This is a genomic window from Pseudomonas sp. 28 E 9 (genome assembly GCF_900004785.1).
Classification (GTDB): Bacteria; Pseudomonadota; Gammaproteobacteria; order Pseudomonadales; family Pseudomonadaceae; genus Aquipseudomonas; species Aquipseudomonas orientalis_A.
In genome coordinates, this window is sequence record NZ_CVTK01000040.1 from 286,800 (window position 1) to 307,091 (window position 20,292).

Below are 20,292 nucleotides of genomic sequence, written 5' to 3' on the forward strand. Positions count from 1 at the left end.
ATCTTTATCGCCGCTTTGTCATCTGCGGGCTGTAGTTTTGCCCAATAAACGCTGCTGTATTTCGCGCTCCAAGTTGCTCCAGCCGAGGTCTTGAATCTTTGAAACCCTACCCTATTCATTGCGTATCGATCGTTATTCCGGTCTATAACGAGCAAGAGAGCCTGCCCGAATTGCTGCGCCGCACCACGGCCGCCTGCAAACAGTTGGCCTACGAATACGAAATAATCCTGGTGGATGACGGTAGCCGCGACGATTCGGCGCAGTTGCTCGAAGACGCCGCCGCCGAGGACGGCAGCAACGTGGTCGCGGTGATCCTCAACCGCAACTACGGCCAGCATGCGGCAATCATGGCCGGTTTCGAGCAGTGCCGCGGCGAAGTGGTGATTACCCTCGACGCCGACCTGCAAAACCCGCCGGAAGAAATCCCGCGCCTGGTGGAACAAGCCGCCCTGGGCTACGACGTGGTCGCTACGGTGCGTAACAATCGCCAGGACTCCGCGTTCCGTCGCTGGCCTTCTCGCCTGATCAACCTGGCCGTGCAGCGCTCCACCGGCGTGGCCATGACCGACTACGGCTGCATGCTGCGTGCCTACCGCCGCACCATCGTCGACGCGATGCTTGCCTGCCGCGAGCGCAGCACCTTTATCCCGATCCTGGCCAATGGCTTTGCCCGTCACACCACGGAAATCCTGGTGCACCATGCCGAGCGCGAACACGGTGAATCCAAATACAGCGCCATGCGCCTGATCAGCCTGATGTTCGACCTGCTCACCTGCATGACCACCACGCCGCTGCGCCTGCTGTCCATCGTCGGCTTCAGCCTGGCGGCGCTGGGCGTGCTGTTTGCCATTGCGCTGATCGTCATGCGCCTGGCCTTCGGTGCCGGCTGGGCGGGTGACGGCCTGTTCGTGCTGTTTGCCGTGCTGTTCGTGTTCACCGGTGGTCAGTTCATCGGCATGGGCCTGCTGGGTGAATACCTGGGCCGCATGTACAGCGATGTGCGGGCCCGCCCGCGTTTCTTCATTGAAAAAGTGCTGCGCAACCAACCGGCAGCACCGGCTCCCGTGGTCGTCGTTGATGGCCTGGTGTCTTCCCATACTTCTACTTCTACTTCTACTTCCGATCAGGTCCAGTCATGAGTTCAAAAGCCGTTGTCTTCGCCTACCACGATATTGGCTGTGCCGGTATTGAAGCCCTGCTCGATGCGGGTTACGACATCGCTGCGGTGTTCACCCATGCCGATGACCCCAAGGAAAACAACTTCTACGGCTCCGTCGCCCAGCTGTGTGCCCGCAACGGTATCCCGGTGCACGCCCCGGAAGACGCCAACCACCCGTTGTGGGTCGAACGCATCGCCAAGCTGAACCCGGATTTCATCTTCTCCTTCTACTACCGCAACCTGTTGAGCGAGCCCCTGCTGGCCACCGCCCGCCACGGCGCGTTCAACCTGCATGGTTCGCTGCTGCCCAAATACCGTGGCCGCGCACCGGCCAACTGGGTGCTGGTCAACGGTGAAACCGAAACCGGCGTGACCCTGCACCGCATGGTCAAGCGTGCCGATGCCGGTGCGATCCTGGCCCAGCAGACAGTCAGCATCGAGCGCAGCGACACCGGCCTGAGCCTGCACGCCAAACTGCGCGATGCGGCCAGCAACCTGCTGCGCGACGCCCTGCCGCAACTGGCGCTGGGCAAACTGAGCGAAACCGCCCAGGACGAAAGTCAGGCCACCTGCTTTGGCCGCCGTACCGCCGCCGATGGCAAGATCGACTGGAAAAACCCCGCCGAACAACTGTTCAACCTGGTCCGCGCCGTGACGCAGCCTTACCCCGGTGCCTTTTGCGCGGTCGGCGAGCACAAGCTCATCGTGTGGCAGGCCGAGGTGGTCAAAGGCAACGAAGGTTTGGCGCCGGGCCGCGTAATCAGCGTCAACCCGCTGCGCATTGCCTGTGGCGAAGACTCACTGGTGGTCAAGTTCGGCCAGCGCAACGACAACGGCCTGTACCTGACCGGCCCTTCCCTGGCCGATGAACTGGGCCTGGTGGACGGTTCCGTGCTGCGCGGCGCCGAGTCGGGCCGCAAGCCACGCCGTACCCGCGTGCTGATCCTGGGGGTGAACGGCTTTATCGGTAACCACCTGTCCGAGCGCCTGCTGCGCGACGACCGTTACGAAGTCTACGGCCTGGACATCGGCTCCGACGCCATCGAGCGCCTGCGCAGCCACCCCAACTTCCACTATGTGGAAGGCGATATCAGCATCCACACCGAGTGGATCGAGTACCACATCAAGAAGTGCGACGTGGTGCTGCCGCTGGTGGCCATCGCCACCCCGATCGAATACACCCGCAACCCGCTGCGCGTGTTCGAGCTGGATTTCGAAGAAAACCTCAAGCTGGTGCGTTACTGCGTCAAGTACAACAAGCGCGTGATCTTCCCATCGACTTCCGAAGTCTATGGCATGTGCCAGGACCAGTACTTCGACGAAGACACCTCCAACCTGGTGGTCGGCCCGGTCAACAAGCAACGCTGGATCTACTCGGTCTCCAAGCAGTTGCTCGACCGCGTGATCTGGGCCTACGGCGACAAGGGCCTGAAATTCACCCTGTTCCGTCCGTTCAACTGGATGGGCCCGCGCCTTGATCGCCTGGATTCGGCGCGTATCGGCAGCTCCCGTGCCATCACCCAATTGATCCTGAACCTGGTGGAAGGCACGCCGATCCGCCTGTTCGACGGGGGTGAGCAGAAGCGTTGCTTCACCGACATCGCCGACGGCATCGAAGCCCTGGCGCGCATCATCGATAACGAAAACGGTGTCTGTGACGGCCAGATCATCAACATCGGCAACCCGGAAAACGAAGCCAGCATTCGCCAGTTGGGCGAAGAGCTGCTGCGTCAGTTCGAAGCCCACCCGCTGCGCCACAACTTTCCACCGTTCGCCGGTTTCCGCGACGTGGAGAGCAAGGCGTTCTACGGCACCGGTTACCAGGACGTGGCCCACCGCAAGCCAAGCATCGACAACGCCAAGCGCCTGCTGAACTGGGAGCCGACCGTGGAGATGAGCGAAACCATCGGCAACACGCTGGATTTCTTCCTGCGTGAAGCCATGCTTGAAATAGCGGATAAAAAGTAATGCAGGCAGGTCTTCGCATCGACGTCGACACCTACCGTGGCACCCGTGATGGTGTGCCGCGGCTGCTCGAGTCCCTGGACGAAGCCGGGGTCAAGGCGACGTTTTTCTTCAGCGTCGGGCCGGACAATATGGGGCGCCACTTGTGGCGCCTGATCCGCCCGCAGTTCCTGTGGAAAATGCTCCGTTCCAATGCCGCCGGCCTGTATGGCTGGGACATTTTGTTGGCCGGCACCGCCTGGCCGGGCAAACCGATTGGCCGCGACCTGGGGCATCTGATGCGCCAGGCCAAGGCCGCCGGGCATGAAGTCGGCCTGCACGCCTGGGATCACCACGGCTGGCAGGCCAATACCGGGCGCTGGAGCGACGCACAGCTGGTCGAGCAGATCCGGCGCGGCGTCGACACCCTGAGCGACATCCTTGGCGAGCGTATCGACTGTTCGGCGGCCGCCGGTTGGCGCGCCGATGAACGCGTGGTGCAAGCCAAACAAGCCTTCAATTTTCGCTACAACAGCGATTGCCGGGGCTCCAGCCTGTTTCGACCAACCCTGGCCGATGGCAGCGCGGGCACCCCACAAATTCCGGTGGACCTGCCGACCTTCGACGAAGTCGTCGGGCCGGTGGTGGCTGCCACAGACTTCAACCGTTTCATCCTGGATCGGTTCAGCGCCTCGACGCTGAACGTCTACACGATCCACGCAGAAGTAGAAGGGATTCTGATGGCCAACGATTTTCGCCAGTTGCTCGCCCAGGCAGGGCAGCGCGGCATCGATTTCAAACCCCTGGGCGAGCTGCTGCCTGCGGATGTGACCACCCTGCCCCAGCAACAGTTGGTACGTGGCGCATTGAGCGGCCGCGAGGGCTGGCTTGGAGTACAGCAGGCATGATCCGGCGCTGGGCATTGCCTCTGCTTTTGTTGGCGTTCGGGGTGGTTTACCTGTTACCGCTGGCGACCCACGGGCTGTGGATTCCCGATGAAACCCGCTACGCGCAGATCAGCCAGGAAATGCTGCTGACCGGCAAGTGGGCCGCGCCGCACTTCATGGGCATTCGCTACTTCGAAAAACCCGCCGCCGGCTACTGGATGATCGCGCTGGGCCAGGCGATCTTCGGGCAGAACCTGTTCGGAGTGCGTTTTGCCTCGGCCTTGAGCACCGGGTTGAGCATTCTGCTGGTTTATCTGGTGTCACGGCGCTTGTGGAACGACCCGCAAAAAAGCCTGGTCAGCTGCGTGCTGTACATGAGTTTCGTCAGTGTGGCGATGCTGGGTGGCTACGCCAACCTGGACCCTCAATTCACGTTCTGGGTCAACCTGACAGGCGCTGCCTTGTGGTTCTGCTTCGACAGCACTACCCGTCGTGCTCGACTGGGGGCCTGGGCCTTGTTGGGCCTGGCCTGCGGCATGGGTTTCATGACCAAAGGCTTCCTGGCGTGGCTGCTGCCGGTATTGATCGCCCTGCCCTATGCCCTCTGGCAGAAACGTTCGGTTGAACTGTTCAAGTTCGGCCCGGTGGCCGTGGCCGTGGCGATCCTGGTCAGCTTGCCCTGGGCATTGGCCGTGCACCTGCAAGAACCGGATTACTGGCACTTCTTCTTCTGGCATGAGCATATCCAGCGTTTCGCCGGTGCAGATGCCCAGCATGCCGAACCGTTCTGGTACTACCTGCCGTTGCTGATCGCCTTCACGTTGCCGTGGGTGGCCCTGTTGCCGTCCACGCTCAGGCAGGCATGGTCGGACAAGCGCCTGGCGAAAACCGCGTTCCTGCTGCTGTGGCTGCTGATGCCGCTGGCATTCTTCAGCCTGGCCAAGGGCAAGCTGCCCTCCTACATCATGCCGTGCCTGCTGCCCCTGGCATTGCTGATGGGGTCGACCCTGAGTGACAAGCTCGCTCAAGGCCGGGGCCGCGTATTGCGCATCAACGGTTGGTTGAACCTGGCGATCGGTGTGCTCGTGCTGTTGGCGCTCATCTGGTTCCAATGGAAAAAGCCGCTGTACGAACCCGGTGAGGAAACCCTGAGCCTGGTGCTGGTATTTATCGGCGTGTTCGGCTGGATCCTGGCCAACCTGCTGCAGGCGTTACGCCCGGTGAAACTGTGGGCCGCGCCGCTGATCGGCAGTGGCTTGCTGGTGGTCTTGTTGCCCGCCGCCCTGCCCCATTCGGTGGTTTATAACAAGACGCCGGACCAGTTCATCATCGATCACGCCGAAGAGCTCAAGCCCTCCATTGCGCTGTTGAGCAACGACCTGGGTGCGTCCGCAGCGCTGGCCTGGCGGCTGAAACGGCCCGACATCACCCTCTACAACACCTCTGGCGAGGTGAAATACGGGCTGGCCTACGCCGATACCGCCCAGCGCCTGGTTGACCGCAATCAAATCCAGGCCTGGATGGCGCAAACCCGCCGCAGCGGTGCGGTGGGCGTGGTGATGCGCGTCAACAGCCAGGGCGAGAAGGAAGAACTCGCACTGCTGCCTCCGGACGGCCAGCGGTATGCCCAAGGCAATATCGTGATTCTGATTTTCCCGCAGGTCGCGCCATGATCACCTTGCTTCTATTGCTCACGGCCTGCCTGCTCACCTGCATGGGCCAGGTCTCGCAGAAGTTTGCCGTGGAAAGCTGGCGTGACGTGCCCGACGCTTGGGCGCTGAAGTTGCGCTCACCCTGGTTGTGGTCGGCGCTGGTGTGCCTGGGCCTTGGCTTGCTGGTGTGGTTGCTGGTGCTGCAGCGCCTGGAAGTGGGCATTGCCTACCCGATGCTCAGCCTGAACTTTGTGTTGGTCACGCTGATGGCGCGCTTTGTGTTTGCCGAGCCCATCGATGGCCGCCACTGGCTGGGCGTGGTGCTGGTCATCGCGGGTGTCGTGCTGTTGGGGCGCCAGGTATGAGCCGGACACGCGGTTTCACCCTGGCCCTGGGCAGCGTCGGCCTGGTCAGCGCCGCCCAATTGGGCATGCGCTGGAGCATGACGCGGCTGCCGCTGCCGGATCAGTGGCCCAACGCCCTGAGCACCGGCAGCATCGACCCCAGCGCTCTTTGCGTGGTGATCCTGGCGATCATCGCCTATGCGCTGTCGATGCTCTGCTGGCTCGGCGCGCTGAAGCACCTGCCCCTGGGGCGTGCCTATTCACTGCTCAGCATCAGCTACGCGCTGGTGTACCTGCTGGCGGCCTGCCTGCCGGTCTTCAACGAACACTTTTCGCTTTCGAAAACCCTGGGGGTGGCGTTGGTCATCCTCGGTGTACTGGTCATCAACTCTCGTCGTGCTAGCACCTCAATTCCCAGGAATACCCCATGAAAATCAGTGTATTTGGTAGTGGTTACGTCGGCCTGGTACAGGCCACGGTATTAGCCGAAGTCGGTCACGATGTTATTTGCATGGACGTTGACCAGCGCAAGGTCGAGTCGCTGCAGAAGGGCCACGTGACCATCTTCGAGCCCGGCCTGGCGGCCATGGTCAAGGAAAACCTGGAAAGCGGGCGCCTGCATTTCACCTACGACGAAAAACTTGCCGTCGAGCATGGTGAAGTGTTGTTCATTGCGGTGGGCACGCCGTCGGATGAAGACGGTTCGGCCGATCTCAAATATGTGCTGTCGGTGGGTGATGCAGTCGCCCGCCATCGCGTGGCACCGGTGATCCTGGTGGAAAAATCCACGGTGCCGGTGGGTACCGGCGATACCCTGCGCGACCACATCCGCAAGAACCTGCGCGCCGCCGGCCGTGAGTTGCAATTCGATATCGTCTCCAACCCGGAGTTTCTCAAGGAAGGCTCGGCCGTGGCCGACTGCCGCCGCCCGGACCGCATCATCATCGGCTGCGAGCGCGAAGAAGTACGGGAGGTGATGCGCGAACTGTACGCGCCGTTCAACCGCAACCATGACCGCATCATCTTCATGGACCTGCGCAGCGCCGAACTGACCAAGTACGCCGCCAACTGCATGCTCGCCACCAAGATCAGCTTCATCAACCAGATTGCCGAACTGGCCGAACACCTGGGCGCCGACATCGAAGCCGTGCGCCTGGGCATTGGTGCCGACTCGCGCATCGGCTACCACTTCATTTATCCAGGTTGCGGCTACGGCGGCTCATGCTTTCCCAAGGACATGCGCGCCCTGATCCACAGCGCCAAACAGGCCAACTGCTCCAGCGACCTGCTCGAAGCCGTCGAAGCGATCAACCAGCGTCAGAAAGGCAAGCTGTTCGAGCGTATCAACGCGTTCTTCAAGGGTGACCTGCGCGGCAAGACGTTCGCCCTGTGGGGCCTGGCCTTCAAACCCAATACCGACGACATGCGCGACGCGCCGAGCCGCGTGCTCATGGAAGCGCTCTGGGAGGCCGGCGCCAACGTACGTGCATTCGACCCCGAAGCCATGCAGGAAACCCAGCGCATCTATGGCGATGACCCGCGGTTGATGCTGATGGGCACGCCGGAGTCCACCCTGGGCGGCGCCGATGCGCTGATCGTCTGCACCGAGTGGCAGCAATTCAAGGCGCCGGACTTCGACCTGATCCACCAGCGCCTGAAAACCCCGGTGATCTTTGACGGGCGCAATCTGTACGACGGCGAGCGCCTGACGCGCAAGGGCTTCAAGTATTTCCCTATCGGCCGTGGTGACTCCTGCGACTTGCCGATACCCCAGCAAAACTGGATGCCACAGGCCAAGGCAGGCTGATAAGTGAACAACGCTCACCCGCCCCTGCTCAATCCGACACTCCGTCTACAGTCACTGGGTTTGGGGCTTCTGGCACTGGTGTTATTCATCGCCGGCAACTGGCACCAGGCAATTATCGGCTTCGACTCGCGCTTCGTGGTGTTTGCCCAGGAGATGCTGCGCCATGGGCCGAGCTTTTTTCCCACCACCTACGGCCAGCCGTATGCGGACTACCTGGCCACCTCAACCCTGCTGACCTGGTTGTTGTCCCTGCCATTGGGCGAAGTCACCAGCCTCACGGCCTGGCTGCCCAGCGCTGTCGCCTCGGCGTGCATCGTGGTGCTGGTGTATCGACTCACCGCGCCGTACTCCCCGCGCTGGGGCCTGCTGAGCATCGCCATGTTGCTGCTCAGCAGCACCTTTATCAGCGAAACCCGCGCCGTCTCCCTGGACCAGATGCTGGCGGCGGTGACGCTGGCCGTGTTTTACCTGGGTTATGCCCATGATCATTTCTCGGCGGGCAAGCGCCTGCACTGGGTGTTTGCGCTGTTGATGCTCGGTTTTGCGATTCGCGGGCCGATTGGTCTGGTCATCCCTACCGGAGTGCTGTGCAGCTATTACCTGATCAACCGTCAATGGCGGCAGTTGTTCAGCTTCGGGCTGTTGGCGCTGGCGCTGCTGGCGGCGTGTATCGGCCTGTTGCTGCTGCTGGCCAAGCTCAGCGGTGGCGAAGACTTCCTGCATGAAGTGATTCGCATGCAATTTCTGGGGCGCATGGATGGCAGCGAAGGCTCCAGCGGCGTGCTGTATTACTTCACCAGTTCCCTGGGCAACTACGCACTGGCCTACCCGGTGGCGCTTCTGGTCTTGCTGGCCGTGATGAGCGGTGGCCGCCGAGCCGCGGACCCGGCGCTGAAGCTGGTGCTGTACTGCGCGGCGGCCGGTGCCTTGGTCATGCTTGGCTTGTCGGTGCCCCAGGCGAAAAAGGCGCGTTATATCCTGCCGATGCTGCCAATGGCCGCGATCATTGCTGCGTATCCGTTCCAGGTCGCTCAGGGCCGAGTGTTCAGCGGGTTGCGCGGTTTGATGCTGGTGCTGTGGACGCTGCTACCTGCGCTATTGGCGGTCGGCCTGATCGCGGCGCGACGCCGTTACCCGGAACTGCTGGCCGATCTGGGGCTGATATTCGGCCTGCTGGCGGTACTGCAGGGGCTGGCGGTGCTGGCACTGTTCAAGGCGCGACTGCGCGCGGTCGGTCCGGCTTTCGTTGCGGTGGCGGCGGTCTGGACGACTTACATCTCAGTGGTCGAACCCCTGGAGCGCAGCCTTTACGACACCCGCACGTTCACGCTGGCGGCCAAGGAGCAGATCCTGCAACAACCGGCACCGCTGGTGTTGCATGCATTGGGCAAAGACGCAAAAGCCATCAAGTTCATGGTCAACTTCAATTGCGACAAGGTCCCGCTGTTTACCCAATTGCCCGTTGAACTCCAGCCTATTCAGGCGCCGGCCTGGCTGGTGATGAGCCAGGAGGACTTCCAGAACCTGACTGACCCGCGCTTGCGTTCCCTCACGCCGACGCTCACTGGGGCATTCGATAAGACGCCTTATGTGCTGCTCCATCTGGAAAAAAACGCCTCTCCTTGAGCATGTTTCCAACGAGCTCGTAAGACATAACGCCCACTTATAAAACAGTGGGCGTTTTTCATCAGAATCACCGAGAAAACACCTACAGAGCTTTGCGTAAGAGCCGGGGCACTTTGCCTTCCGACGCCTGGAACCCGACTGTAGACTCGCTTGCCAAGTGCACTAATTATTTACCACTTGCTTCAGGCGCTGTCTGGCACAGCGCGGGTAGCGAACCTGCATCACAACAAGGAGTCAATGCCGTGCGAGAGGATAGGCTGGCTGTAGCGGCGCCGAGGCTGGATCGGCTGATGGGGTTACGCGACGCGCTGGTGGCGCTGAAGGGCCCGCTGGCTGACGAGCCAGGTATGCAGGAGAACCTGCACAAACGCTTGTTCAACGAAGAACTCGATAGCCTTGTGCTGGGCAAAATCAGCACCCCCTCTCCGTTGGGTGCCGCTCGAACACCGTTCGGCGAAGCCTCTTGAATACATAATTTTTGCATTCAACCCTCATTAATATGCATTGGCGTCGCTGCAACCCAGTTGGCACACTGCACGCGTTCCTCCCCCAATAACGTTGGAACGTTCAAGGCTTTCCAGGGAAACCAGGCAGGCCTTTTTTTCGCCCCCCGTTTCAGGACCTTTTTCAATGCTCGCTCGCTGGTTACCTGCCGCCATCAATACCCGTCCCGCTGAATGGAGCCGCGCCGCCATCGGCATGGCGTTGGGCGCCCTGTTCAGTGTGTGGGTGTGTGGTCAGGTGTTTGGCATGGAAGTCGCCCTGCATCTGCTGGGCCCACTGGGAGCGTCGGCGGTGCTGCTGTTCGCCGTGTCGTCGGGGGCATTGGCGCAACCCTGGTCGATCATGGGCAGTTACCTGTGTGCGGCCGTGGTGGCGCTGCTCGTGGCACGCGTGTTGGGACGCACCCTGGGCAGCGCTTGCCTGGCGGCGGGCATGACCGTTGTGCTGATCTGCTGGCTGCGTTGCCTGCACCCGCCGGCCGGTGGCCTGGCGATGACGCTGGTATTGGCCGACCCGGCCTCCATCGCCCTCGGCTGGCACGAGCTGGCACCGGTCATGCTCGGGGCCGGTGCGCTGCTGACGTGCGCGCTGGCCTACAATAACGCCACCCGCACGCGTTACCCCAAGGCGCCTGCCGCACCGCTGCCGGTGGTGATCGGCAGTACGCCAGCGACCGACCCGGCCATCACGGCGGCCGACCTCAAGCTGGCGCTGGCCGATATGGAGCAGTTCTTCGACGTCGAGCCCACGGCGCTGGAGGAATTGATCCATACCGCCGAAGGCCACGCGCGACGCCGCAGCATCGGCGAGGTCCTGGCCGGCCGCGTGGTTTGACGCGCTCTGCATAAATGCAACAACGACCTGCATGATTCCGGGTTGTACGCGGCAAATTTGCGCTGGTACGATCAGGCGATGGTTCGCCCCCGAACATCTTGATAAAGAACAATAAAAGCAGGGAGTTAGTGATGACTGCTCAGGTGTCCCCCGAAGCAAGCCACACCGATATTCAGCAGCAGGAAATACTGAGTGAGGTGCGTAACCATATCGGTTACCTCACCCTCAACCGCCCCGCCGGTTTGAATGCCATCACCCTGGACATGGTGCGGCTGATGACAACGCGGCTACAGGCCTGGGCCGATGACCCGAGGGTCTACGCCGTTGTGCTGCGCGGCTCCGGCGACAAGGCCTTCTGTGCCGGCGGCGATATCCGTTCCCTTTACGACAGCTTCAAGGCTGGCGACACCTTGCATGAAGACTTCTTCGTGGAGGAATACGCACTTGACCTCATCCTCCACCACTACCCAAAACCCGTACTGGCATTGATGGACGGCTTCGTGCTCGGCGGCGGCATGGGCCTGGTGCAAGGCGCCGACCTGCGCGTGGTGACCGAGCGCAGTCGCCTGGCCATGCCGGAAGTGGCCATCGGGTATTTCCCGGATGTGGGTGGCAGCTACTTCCTGCCGCGCATCCCCGGGGAGCTGGGGATCTACCTGGGCGTTACCGGCGTGCAGATCCGTGCGGCGGACGCCCTGTACTGCGGCCTGGCGGATTGGTACCTGGACATCGCCCGACTGACCGAGCTTGCGCAAAGGCTCGATAGCCTGCAATGGCGCGATTCTCCCCTCAAGGACCTGCAAGGCGTGCTCGCCCAACTGGCCGTGCAGCAATTGCCTGATCCGCCGCTGGCGGCCTTGCGCCCGGCGATCGACCATTTCTTCGCCCTGCCGGACGTGCCAAGCATTGTCGAGCAACTGCAGCAAGTCACCGTCGCCGACAGCCACGACTGGGGCCGGGCCACCGCCGACCTGATGCAGACCCGCTCGCCCCTGGCCATGGCTGTCACCCTGCAGATGTTGCGCCGTGGGCGCCACCTGCCGCTGGAACAGTGCTTTGCCCTGGAGCTGCACCTGGACCGCCAGTGGTTCGCCCGTGGCGACCTGATCGAAGGGGTCCGCGCCTTGATCATCGATAAGGACAAAAAACCGCAGTGGAATCCGCCAACGGTGCATGCGCTGGACGCCAGCCATGTCGATAGCTTCTTCCGTGACTTCGCGCAGATTGAGAAATAAGCCATGCAAGATCTTGAATACACAGAAGAACAAGTGATGATCCGCGACATGGCGCGTGATTTTGCCCGTGGTGAAATCGCACCCCATGCCCAGGCCTGGGAAAAGGCCGGCTGGATCGACGATGCGCTGGTGGCCAAGATGGGCGAGTTGGGCCTGCTCGGTATGGTGGTCCCGGAAGAATGGGGCGGCACTTACGTGGATTACGTCGCCTATGCCCTGGCCGTGGAGGAAATCTCTGCGGGTGATGGTGCTACTGGCGCGTTGATGAGTATCCATAATTCAGTGGGTTGCGGCCCGGTCCTCAACTACGGCACAGACGCACAGAAGCACACCTGGCTGGCCGCTCTCGCCAGTGGCCAGGCCATCGGCTGCTTCTGCCTGACCGAGCCCCAGGCCGGCTCCGAAGCCCACAACCTGCGCACCCGCGCCGAACTGCGCGACGGCCAGTGGGTGATCAATGGTGCCAAGCAGTTCGTCAGCAACGGCAAGCGCGCCCAATTGGCCATTGTGTTTGCCGTGACCGACCCGGAGCTGGGCAAGAAAGGCATTTCGGCGTTCCTGGTGCCCACTGACACCCCGGGATTCGTGGTCGACCGCACTGAACACAAGATGGGCATTCGGGCGTCGGACACCTGCGCCGTCACCTTCAATCAATGCGCGGTGCCCGAAGCCAACCTGCTCGGCGAGCGCGGCAAAGGCCTGGCCATTGCCCTGTCCAACCTGGAGGGTGGCCGTATCGGCATCGCCGCCCAGGCCCTGGGCATCGCGCGGGCCGCCTTTGAAGCGGCCCTGGCCTATGCCCGGGATAGGGTGCAGTTCGACAAAGCGATCATCGAACACCAGAGCGTGGCCAACCTGCTGGCCGATATGCAAACCCAACTGAACGCGGCTCGCCTGTTGATCCTGCACGCCGCACGCCTGCGCAGCGCCGGCAAGCCATGCCTGTCCGAAGCGTCCCAGGCCAAGCTGTTCGCCTCGGAAATGGCCGAAAAGGTCTGCTCCAAGGCGATGCAGATTCATGGCGGGTATGGGTATCTGGAAGACTACCCGGTGGAACGCTACTACCGGGATGCGCGGATCACGCAGATTTACGAAGGCACCAGCGAGATTCAACGCATGGTCATTGCCAGGGAACTGAAGCACTACCCACTCTGACTGACACACCGCGGGCAAAACTGTGGGAGAGGGCTTGCCCCCGATGGCGGCGGATCAGTCATATCTTGGTTGACTGTCACACCGCAATCGGGGGCAAGCCCCCTCCCACATTGGATCTGCTGTGTTGTTGAAGTCTGGATTACCTGCATTGAATATCGGCGCCTGGCCGATCATGCAGAGCTACCCGCTCTGACTGACATACAGGGGGCAAACTGTGGGAGGGGGCAAGCCCCCTCCCACATTTGGATCTCCATGGAATGTGAGAATCTCGTTATTTGTCCTTGAACGCGGGCGTACGTTTGGCCACGAACGCCGCCATCCCTTCTTTCTGGTCCTGGGTCGCAAACGCTGCATGGAATACGCGCCGCTCGAAACGTACGCCTTCGGACAGGCTCACTTCAAATGCGCGGTTTACGCTTTCCTTGACCATCATGCTGATCGGCACCGATTTGCCGGCGATCAGGGTGGCGACTTTCAAGGCTTCGTCCAGCAGTTCGTCGGCGGGCACGATGCGTGCGACGATGCCGCAGCGTTCTGCTTCCACCGCGTCGATAAAACGCCCGGTCAGGCACATTTCCATGGCCTTGGCCTTGCCCACCGCCCGCGTAAGGCGCTGGGTGCCGCCCATGCCAGGCAGTACGCCAAGGTTGATCTCCGGCTGGCCGAATTTGGCGCCGTCACCGGCCAGAATAAAGTCGCACATCAGGGCCAGTTCGCAGCCGCCACCCAGGGCAAAACCGTTCACGGCGGCAATGATCGGCTTGCGGCGGTTGGCCACGCGGTCGCTGTCGCTGAACAGGTCGTCCAGGTAGATCTGCGGGTAGGTCAGCTCGGCCATTTCCTTGATGTCGGCGCCGGCGGCGAAGGCTTTCTTCGAACCGGTCAGCACGATGCAGCCAATCTGCGGGTCGGCTTCCAGGCCATCCAGCGCCTGGTTCAGCTCACTGACCAACTGGGCGTTCAAGGCATTCAGCGCCTGCGGACGGTTGAGGGTGATCAGCCCGACGCGGCCCTGGACGTCGAGCAAAATGGTTTCGTAACTCATGTATCGGCTCCTTAAAGATTGCGTGAGATGACCATACGCTGGATATCGCTGGTGCCTTCGTAAATCTGGCAGACCCGCACATCGCGATAGATCCGCTCCAGGGGGAAGTCGCTCAGATAACCGTAACCGCCCAGGGTTTGCAAGGCGGCCGAGCAGACTTTCTCGGCCATTTCGGACGCGAACAGCTTGGCCATGGACGCCTCGACCAACGCCGGCTTGCCGCTGTCGCGCAGGGCTGCCGCGTAGTGCACCATCTGCCGGGCAACGGCAATCTGCGTGGCCATGTCCGCCAGGCGAAAGGCGACGGCCTGATGTTCGATCAGGGCCTTGCCGAAGCTTTCACGCTCACAGGCGTAATCACGGGCCGCTTCAAACGCCGCACGGGCCATGCCCACCGATTGCGCGGCAATGCCTACGCGCCCGCCCTCAAGGTTGGCCAGGGCGATCCGGTAGCCCTCGCCCTCCTCGCCCAGGCGGTTGGCGAGCGGCACCTTAAGGTCTTCAAACAGGATCTGGCAGGTATCCGAGGCGTGCTGCCCCAGCTTGTCCTCGACCCGCGCGACGCTGTAGCCCGGCGAATCGGTGGGCACGATAAACGCACTGATGCCACGCTTGCCCGCCGCCGGATCGGTGACCGCAAACACAATCACCACGCCGGCGTTCTGCCCCGAGGTGATGAATTGTTTGCAGCCGTTGAGCACGTAATGATCACCCTCAAGGCGTGCGCGGGTTTTAAGACTGCTGGCGTCGGAGCCGGCCTGGGGTTCGGTCAACGCAAAAGCGCCAAGCATCGCTCCGCTGGCCAGGGGCTTGAGGAACTGTTCTTTCTGCTGGTCATTGCCGAACTTGAGGATCGGCACGCAGCCCACCGAGTTGTGCACGCTCATGATGGTCGAGCAGGCGCCATCGCCGGCGGCAATTTCTTCCAGGGCCATGGCGTAGGCCAGGTAACCGGTGTCGCAGCCACCCCAGTGTTCCGGCACCAGCATGCCGAAAAAGCCCAGTTCGGCCATCTCAGCGATGGCCTCCCGGGGAAAGCGATGGTCGCGGTCCCATTCGGCGGCGAACGGTTTCAAGCGTTCCTGGGCAAATTGCCGGGCCGCGTCGCTGATTTGCAGTTGTTCGTCATTAGGCAGCATGGTCAGTCCTTAATACAGGCATTCAACGGCCATGGCCGTGGCTTCACCGCCGCCGATGCAGATCGCCGCAACGCCGCGCTTGAGGCCTTTCTGGCGCAGGGCCGAGAGCAGCGTCACCAGGATGCGCGCGCCCGAGGCACCGATCGGATGGCCCAGGGCACAGGCGCCGCCGTGCACGTTGACCTTGTCGTGGGGAATTTCCAGTTTGCTCATGGTGACCAGGCTGACCACCGCGAACGCTTCGTTGATCTCGAACAGGTCGACATCCTCCAGGCTCCAGCCGGTTTTGCCCATCAACTTACGGATCGCCCCAACAGGCGCCACCGGAAACAGCCCCGGCTCATCGGCAAACGCCGCATGCCCATGAATCACCGCCAGGGGCTTGAGGCCGCGCTTGCTTGCCTCGGATTCGCGCATCAGCAACAGCGCCGCCGCGCCATCGGAGATCGAGCTGGAGTTGGCTGCGGTGACCGTGCCGCCTTCGCGGAACGCTGGCTTCAGGCTGGCGATCTTGTCCAGCCTGGCCTTGGGCGGCTGTTCGTCATGCAGGATGGTTTTCTGCTCTTTGCCGACAGTGACCTGCACCGGGACGATTTCAGCGGCAAAACTGCCGTGGGTGATGGCTTCCTGCGCACGCGTCAGGGAGGCAATCGCAAAGGCGTCCTGGGCTTGGCGGGTAAACCCGTTGTGCTCGGCGCAGTCTTCGGCAAAGGTGCCCATCAGGCGGCCCTTGTCGTAGGCGTCTTCCAGGCCGTCGAGGAACATGTGGTCGAGGACCTTGCCGTGCCCCATGCGATAGCCGCTGCGGGCGCGGTCGAGCAGGTACGGCGCGTTGGACATGCTCTCCATGCCGCCGGCGATCACCACGTCGACACTGCCGGCGCGCAAGGCATCGTGAGCCATAATCGTCGCTTGCATGCCCGAGCCGCACATCTTGTTGAGCGTGGTGCAACGGGTGGATTTGTCCAGCCCGGCGCCCAGCGCTGCCTGGCGTGCCGGCGCCTGGCCGAGGCCTGCGGGCAGTACACAACCAAACAACACTTCGTCGACGGCGTCGGTGGCGATACCGGCGCGCTCGACCGCCGCACGAATCGCGGCGGCACCCAGTTGCGGTGCGGTCAAGCCCTTGAGGTCGCCCTGGAACCCGCCCATGGGCGTGCGCACGGCGCTGACAATAACGATAGGGTCATTCATGAAGATGCCTCCTTACCTGGCTGCCATGCGCAAGGCGCCGTCGAGACGGATCACCTCGCCATTGAGCATGCTGTTTTCAATGATATGCCGCACCAGGGCCGCATATTCGACGGGTTTGCCCAGGCGTGGCGGGAACGGCACGCCGGCGGCCAGGGCCTCGCGTACCTGCGGGGTCATGCCGGCCATCATCGGGGTTTCGAAGATGCCGGGGGCGATGGTCATCACGCGGATACCAAAACGTGCCAGTTCGCGCGCGGCCGGCAAGGTGAGGCTGGCAATCGCGCCCTTGGAGGCGGCATACGCGGCCTGGCCGATCTGCCCGTCGAACGCCGCCACCGAGGCGGTATTGATGATGACACCGCGTTCGCCATCGGCATCCGCGTCGGTTTCAGCGATGGCCGCAGCGGCCAGGCGCAACAGGTTGAAGCTGCCGATCAGGTTGACGTTGACCACCTGGGCAAAACTGGCCAGGGCGTGCGGGCCGTCCTTGCCGAGAATCTTCTCGCCACGCACCACACCGGCGCAGTTGACCAGCCCGTGCAAACCACCAAAGGCGGCAACCGTGGCGTGTACGGCGGCTTCGGCCGCCGCTTCCTGGCTGATGTCCGCCACGGCGCTGCGGGCGTTGTCGCCAAGCTGGCCGGCCTTGGCGGCAACGGCGTCGGCGTTGAGGTCCACCAGCATGACCTTGGCGCCCGCCGCGATCAGCATGTCAGCCGTGGCCGCGCCGAGACCGGAAGCGCCGCCGCTGACCAGGAATACCTTGTTTTCAATCTGCATCACTGTTTCCTTTTGAAAGGGTCACGCCACGGCCGCCTGGGCCTTGGCGATTTCCTGATTACGCAAGATGAAGCGTTGCAGTTTGCCGCTGGGGGTCTTGGGCAAGTCGCTGACGAATTCGATTTCCCGCGGATACGCATGGGCCGCCAGGCGTTGACGCACGTGCAGACGCAATTCTTCGGCCAGCTCCGGGGTGGCGCGGTATTGCTCGTTGATCACCACAAAGGCTTTCACCAGTTCGGTGCGCTCCGGACAGGGTTTGCCGACCACGGCGGCTTCGATCACGGCCGGGTGTTCGACCAGCGCGCTTTCCACGTCGAACGGCCCCACGCGGTAGCCGGAGGTGGTAATCACGTCGTCACTGCGCCCGACAAAACTGATGCTGCCGTCCGGGTTGAGCTCCACGGTATCGCCACTGAGGTAATACTTGCCGACAAAGGCTTTGGTTTTCACCCCGTCGTAGCCTGCGAACCAGCACATCGGCGATTGCTCGCGGTCGATGGCGAGAATGCCGGGCTGGCCGGCAGGCAATTCCTGGTGGTTGTCATCCAGTACCACGATGCGATGCCCGGGCGAAGCGAACCCCGCCGCGCCGACATGCACCGGATGCGCCAGGCCGTGGTGATTGCACAGCACCATGCCCAGCTCGGTTTGTCCGTAGTGGTCGTGAATGGTCACGCCGAGGTTGTCGGCGAACCAGCGAATCACCTCGGGGTTCAAGGGCTCGCCGGCGCTGCTGACGATGCGCAACCGGCCCTTGATCGAACGGGCGAACTGCTCGCCGCCGGCAATCAATAGGCGATACGCGGTGGGCGAACCGGTCAAGTTGGTGATGCCGTACTTGTTGATGACCCGGCAGGTGCTTTCCAGGGTGAAGGGGCCATCGTAGAAGGTAATCGGATGCCCCATGGACAGCGGCCCGGTCACACCAAAATAGATGCCGTAGGCCCAGCCCGGATCGGCCACGTTCCAGAATGCGTCTTCGGGGCGCAGGTCCACCGCGTCGCGGGTATAGGCCTGGAATGCGACAATCGCCTTGAGCGGTACCGACAGGGCTTTGGACGGCCCGGTGGTGCCTGAGGTGAACATCAGCAAAAAGGGCTCGTCCGCCCCCAGCAGTACGGGCTCGCAGGTATTGGAATATTGGGGCAGTTCGGCCCAGAAGCTGAAATCGCCGCGCACCAGGCCTTCGCCTTTGGCCCCGGTGACCGTCACGATGGTCGGGCAGCCCTCCACGTCCGCGAGCTTGGGCCGATTCACCGCATCGGTGACCACCAGGGCGGCGCCGGAACTGTTCAGGCGGTGCTCGATGGCCTTGGGCCCGAATGCGGTGAACAAGGGTTGATAGACCGCGCCGATGCGCCAGGTGGCCAGGACCACCACCAGCAGTTCGGCCGTGCGCGGCAACAAGCCGGCGACTTTGTCACCGCGCTTGATGCCCTGCCCCAGCAGGAAATTGGCAAAGCGTGCGGCCTGGTCCTGCAAGTCGGTAAAGGTGACCGTGGCGCTGCGCCCTTCCTTGCCCTCCCAGAACAGCGCAATACGCCCGGGCAGTGCGTGACGGTCACAGCACTCCACACAGGCGTTGAGGGCCTGCAGGTTGCCGGCCAGCGTCATGTCGACGGTGTGCTGGTAATCGAATTCGGTGATGGCGGCCAGGTAATCACGCATCGCTTCGGTTCCTTGTGTGTTTTTGTTTTAAGGACACTTTTTCAACCAGGTCAATCGCCTGCAAATAGTCGCTCCGCAGCGTTGCGCCCAGCAATGGTCAAAGCCGCCAACTTGGCTGACTGGTTTGGCCAATCCGGTTTGACACTCGCCCTGCACTGGCCGAAGCTTGCGACTTTGTACCCGTACCCTGCCTTCGGACGCCTGCATGTCAAAGTCACGCCGTTACTCCATCATCGGCCTGTGCGCCCTGTTGTCGATTGTGTTGATCACCTGGTTTTTCTCGCGCACAACGCCTGTGGCCGCGCCCCCGGCGATTGCCCAGGGTTATTCCAAGGCCTTGAAGCAGGCGCGCAATGGCGAGCCGGGGGCGGCGCGGGTGTTGTATCAACAGCTGGGGCGGCCGGACCTGTCACCTGAACGGCGCGCCGCGCTGCATGCCGAGCTCCCCAACTACCCCAGCCCCCAAGCGCTGAAGCTGGCGGATAAAGACCTGGCTGATGCCTCGCCCGTGGTGCGTGAAGCGGCGATCCACAGCATTGTCGGCCTGGTGCCGAGCGGCCAGCGCACCTTGCTGCTCGGGCCGGTGCTGGAGGACCCCGAACAGCACGTGCGCTTTGCCGCCGCCAACGCCCTGCTCGGCCTGTCGCCGGATACGTTGGGCCTGTATTTCGGCCCGCTGCAGCAAGTGCTCGACGAATTCGCCAAAACCCTCAAGGCCCAGCCCGAGACCGCCGAAGGCTGGATTCAATTGGCGCGTCTGTATATCCACAGCGCCCTGCTGGCGGATGCGCAACATGCGCTGCAGCAGGCCATGCGTTTGCAACCGGACAACCTGCAAGCGGTGGTGGCGCAGATCGAGTTGCTGGATAAACAGGGCAAGACCGACGAATCGCGCCAGCTGCTGGCGCAGCAATTGGCGGCACACCCGGAGTCGGCCTACCTGCAACACGCCCTGGGTATGTGGCTGCTGCACCATGGCGAGCGCCCCTATGCCCTGCTCGGCCTGTCCAAGGCGGTAGAGCTTGAGCCGGCCAATCAGGATTACCGCTTCGACCTGGCCACCACGTTGCACGACCAGGACGAGCTTGAGGCGGCCCAGCGGCAGTTGGAAGACATCGTCCAGCGCCACCCGGCCAATCGAAAAGCGCGTGTGTTGCTGGTCAATTACTGGAAAGAAAGCGGCCAATTGCAGAACGTCCAGGTGCTGCTGGCGCAGCTGGAGCAGCAGAATCCGGATGACCCGGCGCTGCAACAGGGGCTGTGAGCGCCCTGCAAGAACCTGCGCAAGTCGCCAGGTTTCTCACAAATAATCCAAA

At 62.5% G+C, this 20,292-nt stretch carries 18 protein-coding genes; 13 read left to right on the forward strand and 5 right to left on the reverse strand.

Annotation, left to right across the window (positions count from 1 at the left end):
• The first annotated feature begins 98 nt into the window (after nt 1-98).
• From arnC to BFQ00_RS08910, 12 genes are all read left to right on the forward strand, one after another.
• Nucleotides 99-1,139, forward strand: coding sequence for an undecaprenyl-phosphate 4-deoxy-4-formamido-L-arabinose transferase (gene arnC, locus BFQ00_RS08860; protein ID WP_065933236.1), 1,041 nt, complete (start codon nt 99-101; stop codon nt 1,137-1,139).
• A complete protein-coding gene (gene arnA / locus BFQ00_RS08865) occupies nt 1,136-3,127 on the forward strand; it encodes a bifunctional UDP-4-amino-4-deoxy-L-arabinose formyltransferase/UDP-glucuronic acid oxidase ArnA (RefSeq protein WP_065884309.1) in 1,992 nt (663 codons plus the stop codon). Before arnC ends, arnA begins: the two co-directional genes overlap by 4 nt.
• Nucleotides 3,127-4,011: a 4-deoxy-4-formamido-L-arabinose-phosphoundecaprenol deformylase gene (gene arnD / locus BFQ00_RS08870; protein WP_065884308.1), complete on the forward strand. Its 885-nt coding sequence runs from the start codon at nt 3,127-3,129 to the stop codon at nt 4,009-4,011. The genes arnA and arnD overlap by 1 nt, the downstream gene beginning before the upstream one ends.
• Nucleotides 4,008-5,663 (forward strand): lipid IV(A) 4-amino-4-deoxy-L-arabinosyltransferase, encoded by a 1,656-nt coding sequence (gene arnT / locus BFQ00_RS08875; protein WP_065933237.1) that lies wholly within the window; start codon nt 4,008-4,010, stop codon nt 5,661-5,663. Before arnD ends, arnT begins: the two co-directional genes overlap by 4 nt.
• Nucleotides 5,660-6,007: a 4-amino-4-deoxy-L-arabinose-phosphoundecaprenol flippase subunit ArnE gene (gene arnE / locus BFQ00_RS08880; protein WP_065933238.1), complete on the forward strand. Its 348-nt coding sequence runs from the start codon at nt 5,660-5,662 to the stop codon at nt 6,005-6,007. The genes arnT and arnE overlap by 4 nt, the downstream gene beginning before the upstream one ends.
• On the forward strand, nt 6,004-6,417 hold the full coding sequence (gene arnF, locus BFQ00_RS08885) for a 4-amino-4-deoxy-L-arabinose-phosphoundecaprenol flippase subunit ArnF (protein WP_065933239.1): 414 nt from the start codon (nt 6,004-6,006) through the stop codon (nt 6,415-6,417). The genes arnE and arnF overlap by 4 nt, the downstream gene beginning before the upstream one ends.
• Nucleotides 6,414-7,793: a UDP-glucose dehydrogenase family protein gene (locus BFQ00_RS08890; RefSeq protein WP_065884304.1), complete on the forward strand. Its 1,380-nt coding sequence runs from the start codon at nt 6,414-6,416 to the stop codon at nt 7,791-7,793. Before arnF ends, BFQ00_RS08890 begins: the two co-directional genes overlap by 4 nt.
• A gap of 3 nt (nt 7,794-7,796) precedes the next feature.
• On the forward strand, nt 7,797-9,419 hold the full coding sequence (locus BFQ00_RS08895; protein ID WP_065933240.1) for an ArnT family glycosyltransferase: 1,623 nt from the start codon (nt 7,797-7,799) through the stop codon (nt 9,417-9,419).
• Nucleotides 9,420-9,709: 290 nt separating this feature from the next.
• Nucleotides 9,710-9,886 carry a hypothetical protein gene (locus BFQ00_RS29610; RefSeq protein ID WP_122464181.1) on the forward strand — a complete coding sequence of 59 codons (177 nt, stop codon included), beginning with the start codon at nt 9,710-9,712 and terminating at the stop codon, nt 9,884-9,886.
• A 163-nt stretch (nt 9,887-10,049) separates the two neighbouring features.
• Nucleotides 10,050-10,757 carry an HPP family protein gene (locus BFQ00_RS08900; protein ID WP_065933241.1) on the forward strand — a complete coding sequence of 236 codons (708 nt, stop codon included), beginning with the start codon at nt 10,050-10,052 and terminating at the stop codon, nt 10,755-10,757.
• A 131-nt stretch (nt 10,758-10,888) separates the two neighbouring features.
• Nucleotides 10,889-11,992, forward strand: a complete 1,104-nt coding sequence (locus tag BFQ00_RS08905) for an enoyl-CoA hydratase/isomerase family protein (protein ID WP_065933242.1) — start codon at nt 10,889-10,891, stop codon at nt 11,990-11,992.
• Between the two features lie 3 nt (nt 11,993-11,995).
• Nucleotides 11,996-13,147 carry an acyl-CoA dehydrogenase family protein gene (locus BFQ00_RS08910; protein ID WP_065884300.1) on the forward strand — a complete coding sequence of 384 codons (1,152 nt, stop codon included), beginning with the start codon at nt 11,996-11,998 and terminating at the stop codon, nt 13,145-13,147.
• 271 nt (nt 13,148-13,418) lie between these two features.
• Here BFQ00_RS08910 and BFQ00_RS08915 read toward each other — a convergent pair whose 3' ends face one another.
• Genes BFQ00_RS08915 through BFQ00_RS08935 form a run of 5 tightly spaced genes read right to left on the reverse strand, consistent with a single transcriptional unit; the run spans nt 13,419 to nt 18,976 of the window.
• A complete protein-coding gene (locus BFQ00_RS08915) occupies nt 13,419-14,192 on the reverse strand; it encodes an enoyl-CoA hydratase (RefSeq protein WP_065933243.1) in 774 nt (257 codons plus the stop codon).
• Nucleotides 14,193-14,203: 11 nt separating this feature from the next.
• Entirely contained in the window at nt 14,204-15,331 is a 1,128-nt protein-coding gene (locus BFQ00_RS08920) for an acyl-CoA dehydrogenase (protein WP_065933244.1), read from the reverse strand.
• A 9-nt stretch (nt 15,332-15,340) separates the two neighbouring features.
• Entirely contained in the window at nt 15,341-16,525 is a 1,185-nt protein-coding gene (locus BFQ00_RS08925) for an acetyl-CoA C-acyltransferase (RefSeq protein ID WP_065897985.1), read from the reverse strand.
• Between the two features lie 12 nt (nt 16,526-16,537).
• Nucleotides 16,538-17,305, reverse strand: a complete 768-nt coding sequence (locus tag BFQ00_RS08930) for an SDR family NAD(P)-dependent oxidoreductase (RefSeq protein WP_065933245.1) — start codon at nt 17,303-17,305, stop codon at nt 16,538-16,540.
• Nucleotides 17,306-17,326: 21 nt separating this feature from the next.
• Nucleotides 17,327-18,976, reverse strand: coding sequence for an AMP-binding protein (locus tag BFQ00_RS08935; RefSeq protein WP_065933246.1), 1,650 nt, complete (start codon nt 18,974-18,976; stop codon nt 17,327-17,329).
• A gap of 205 nt (nt 18,977-19,181) precedes the next feature.
• On the opposite strand from BFQ00_RS08935, the gene BFQ00_RS08940 reads away from it, so the two are divergent.
• Nucleotides 19,182-20,240 carry a hypothetical protein gene (locus BFQ00_RS08940; protein WP_065933247.1) on the forward strand — a complete coding sequence of 353 codons (1,059 nt, stop codon included), beginning with the start codon at nt 19,182-19,184 and terminating at the stop codon, nt 20,238-20,240.
• Nucleotides 20,241-20,292 lie beyond the last annotated feature (52 nt).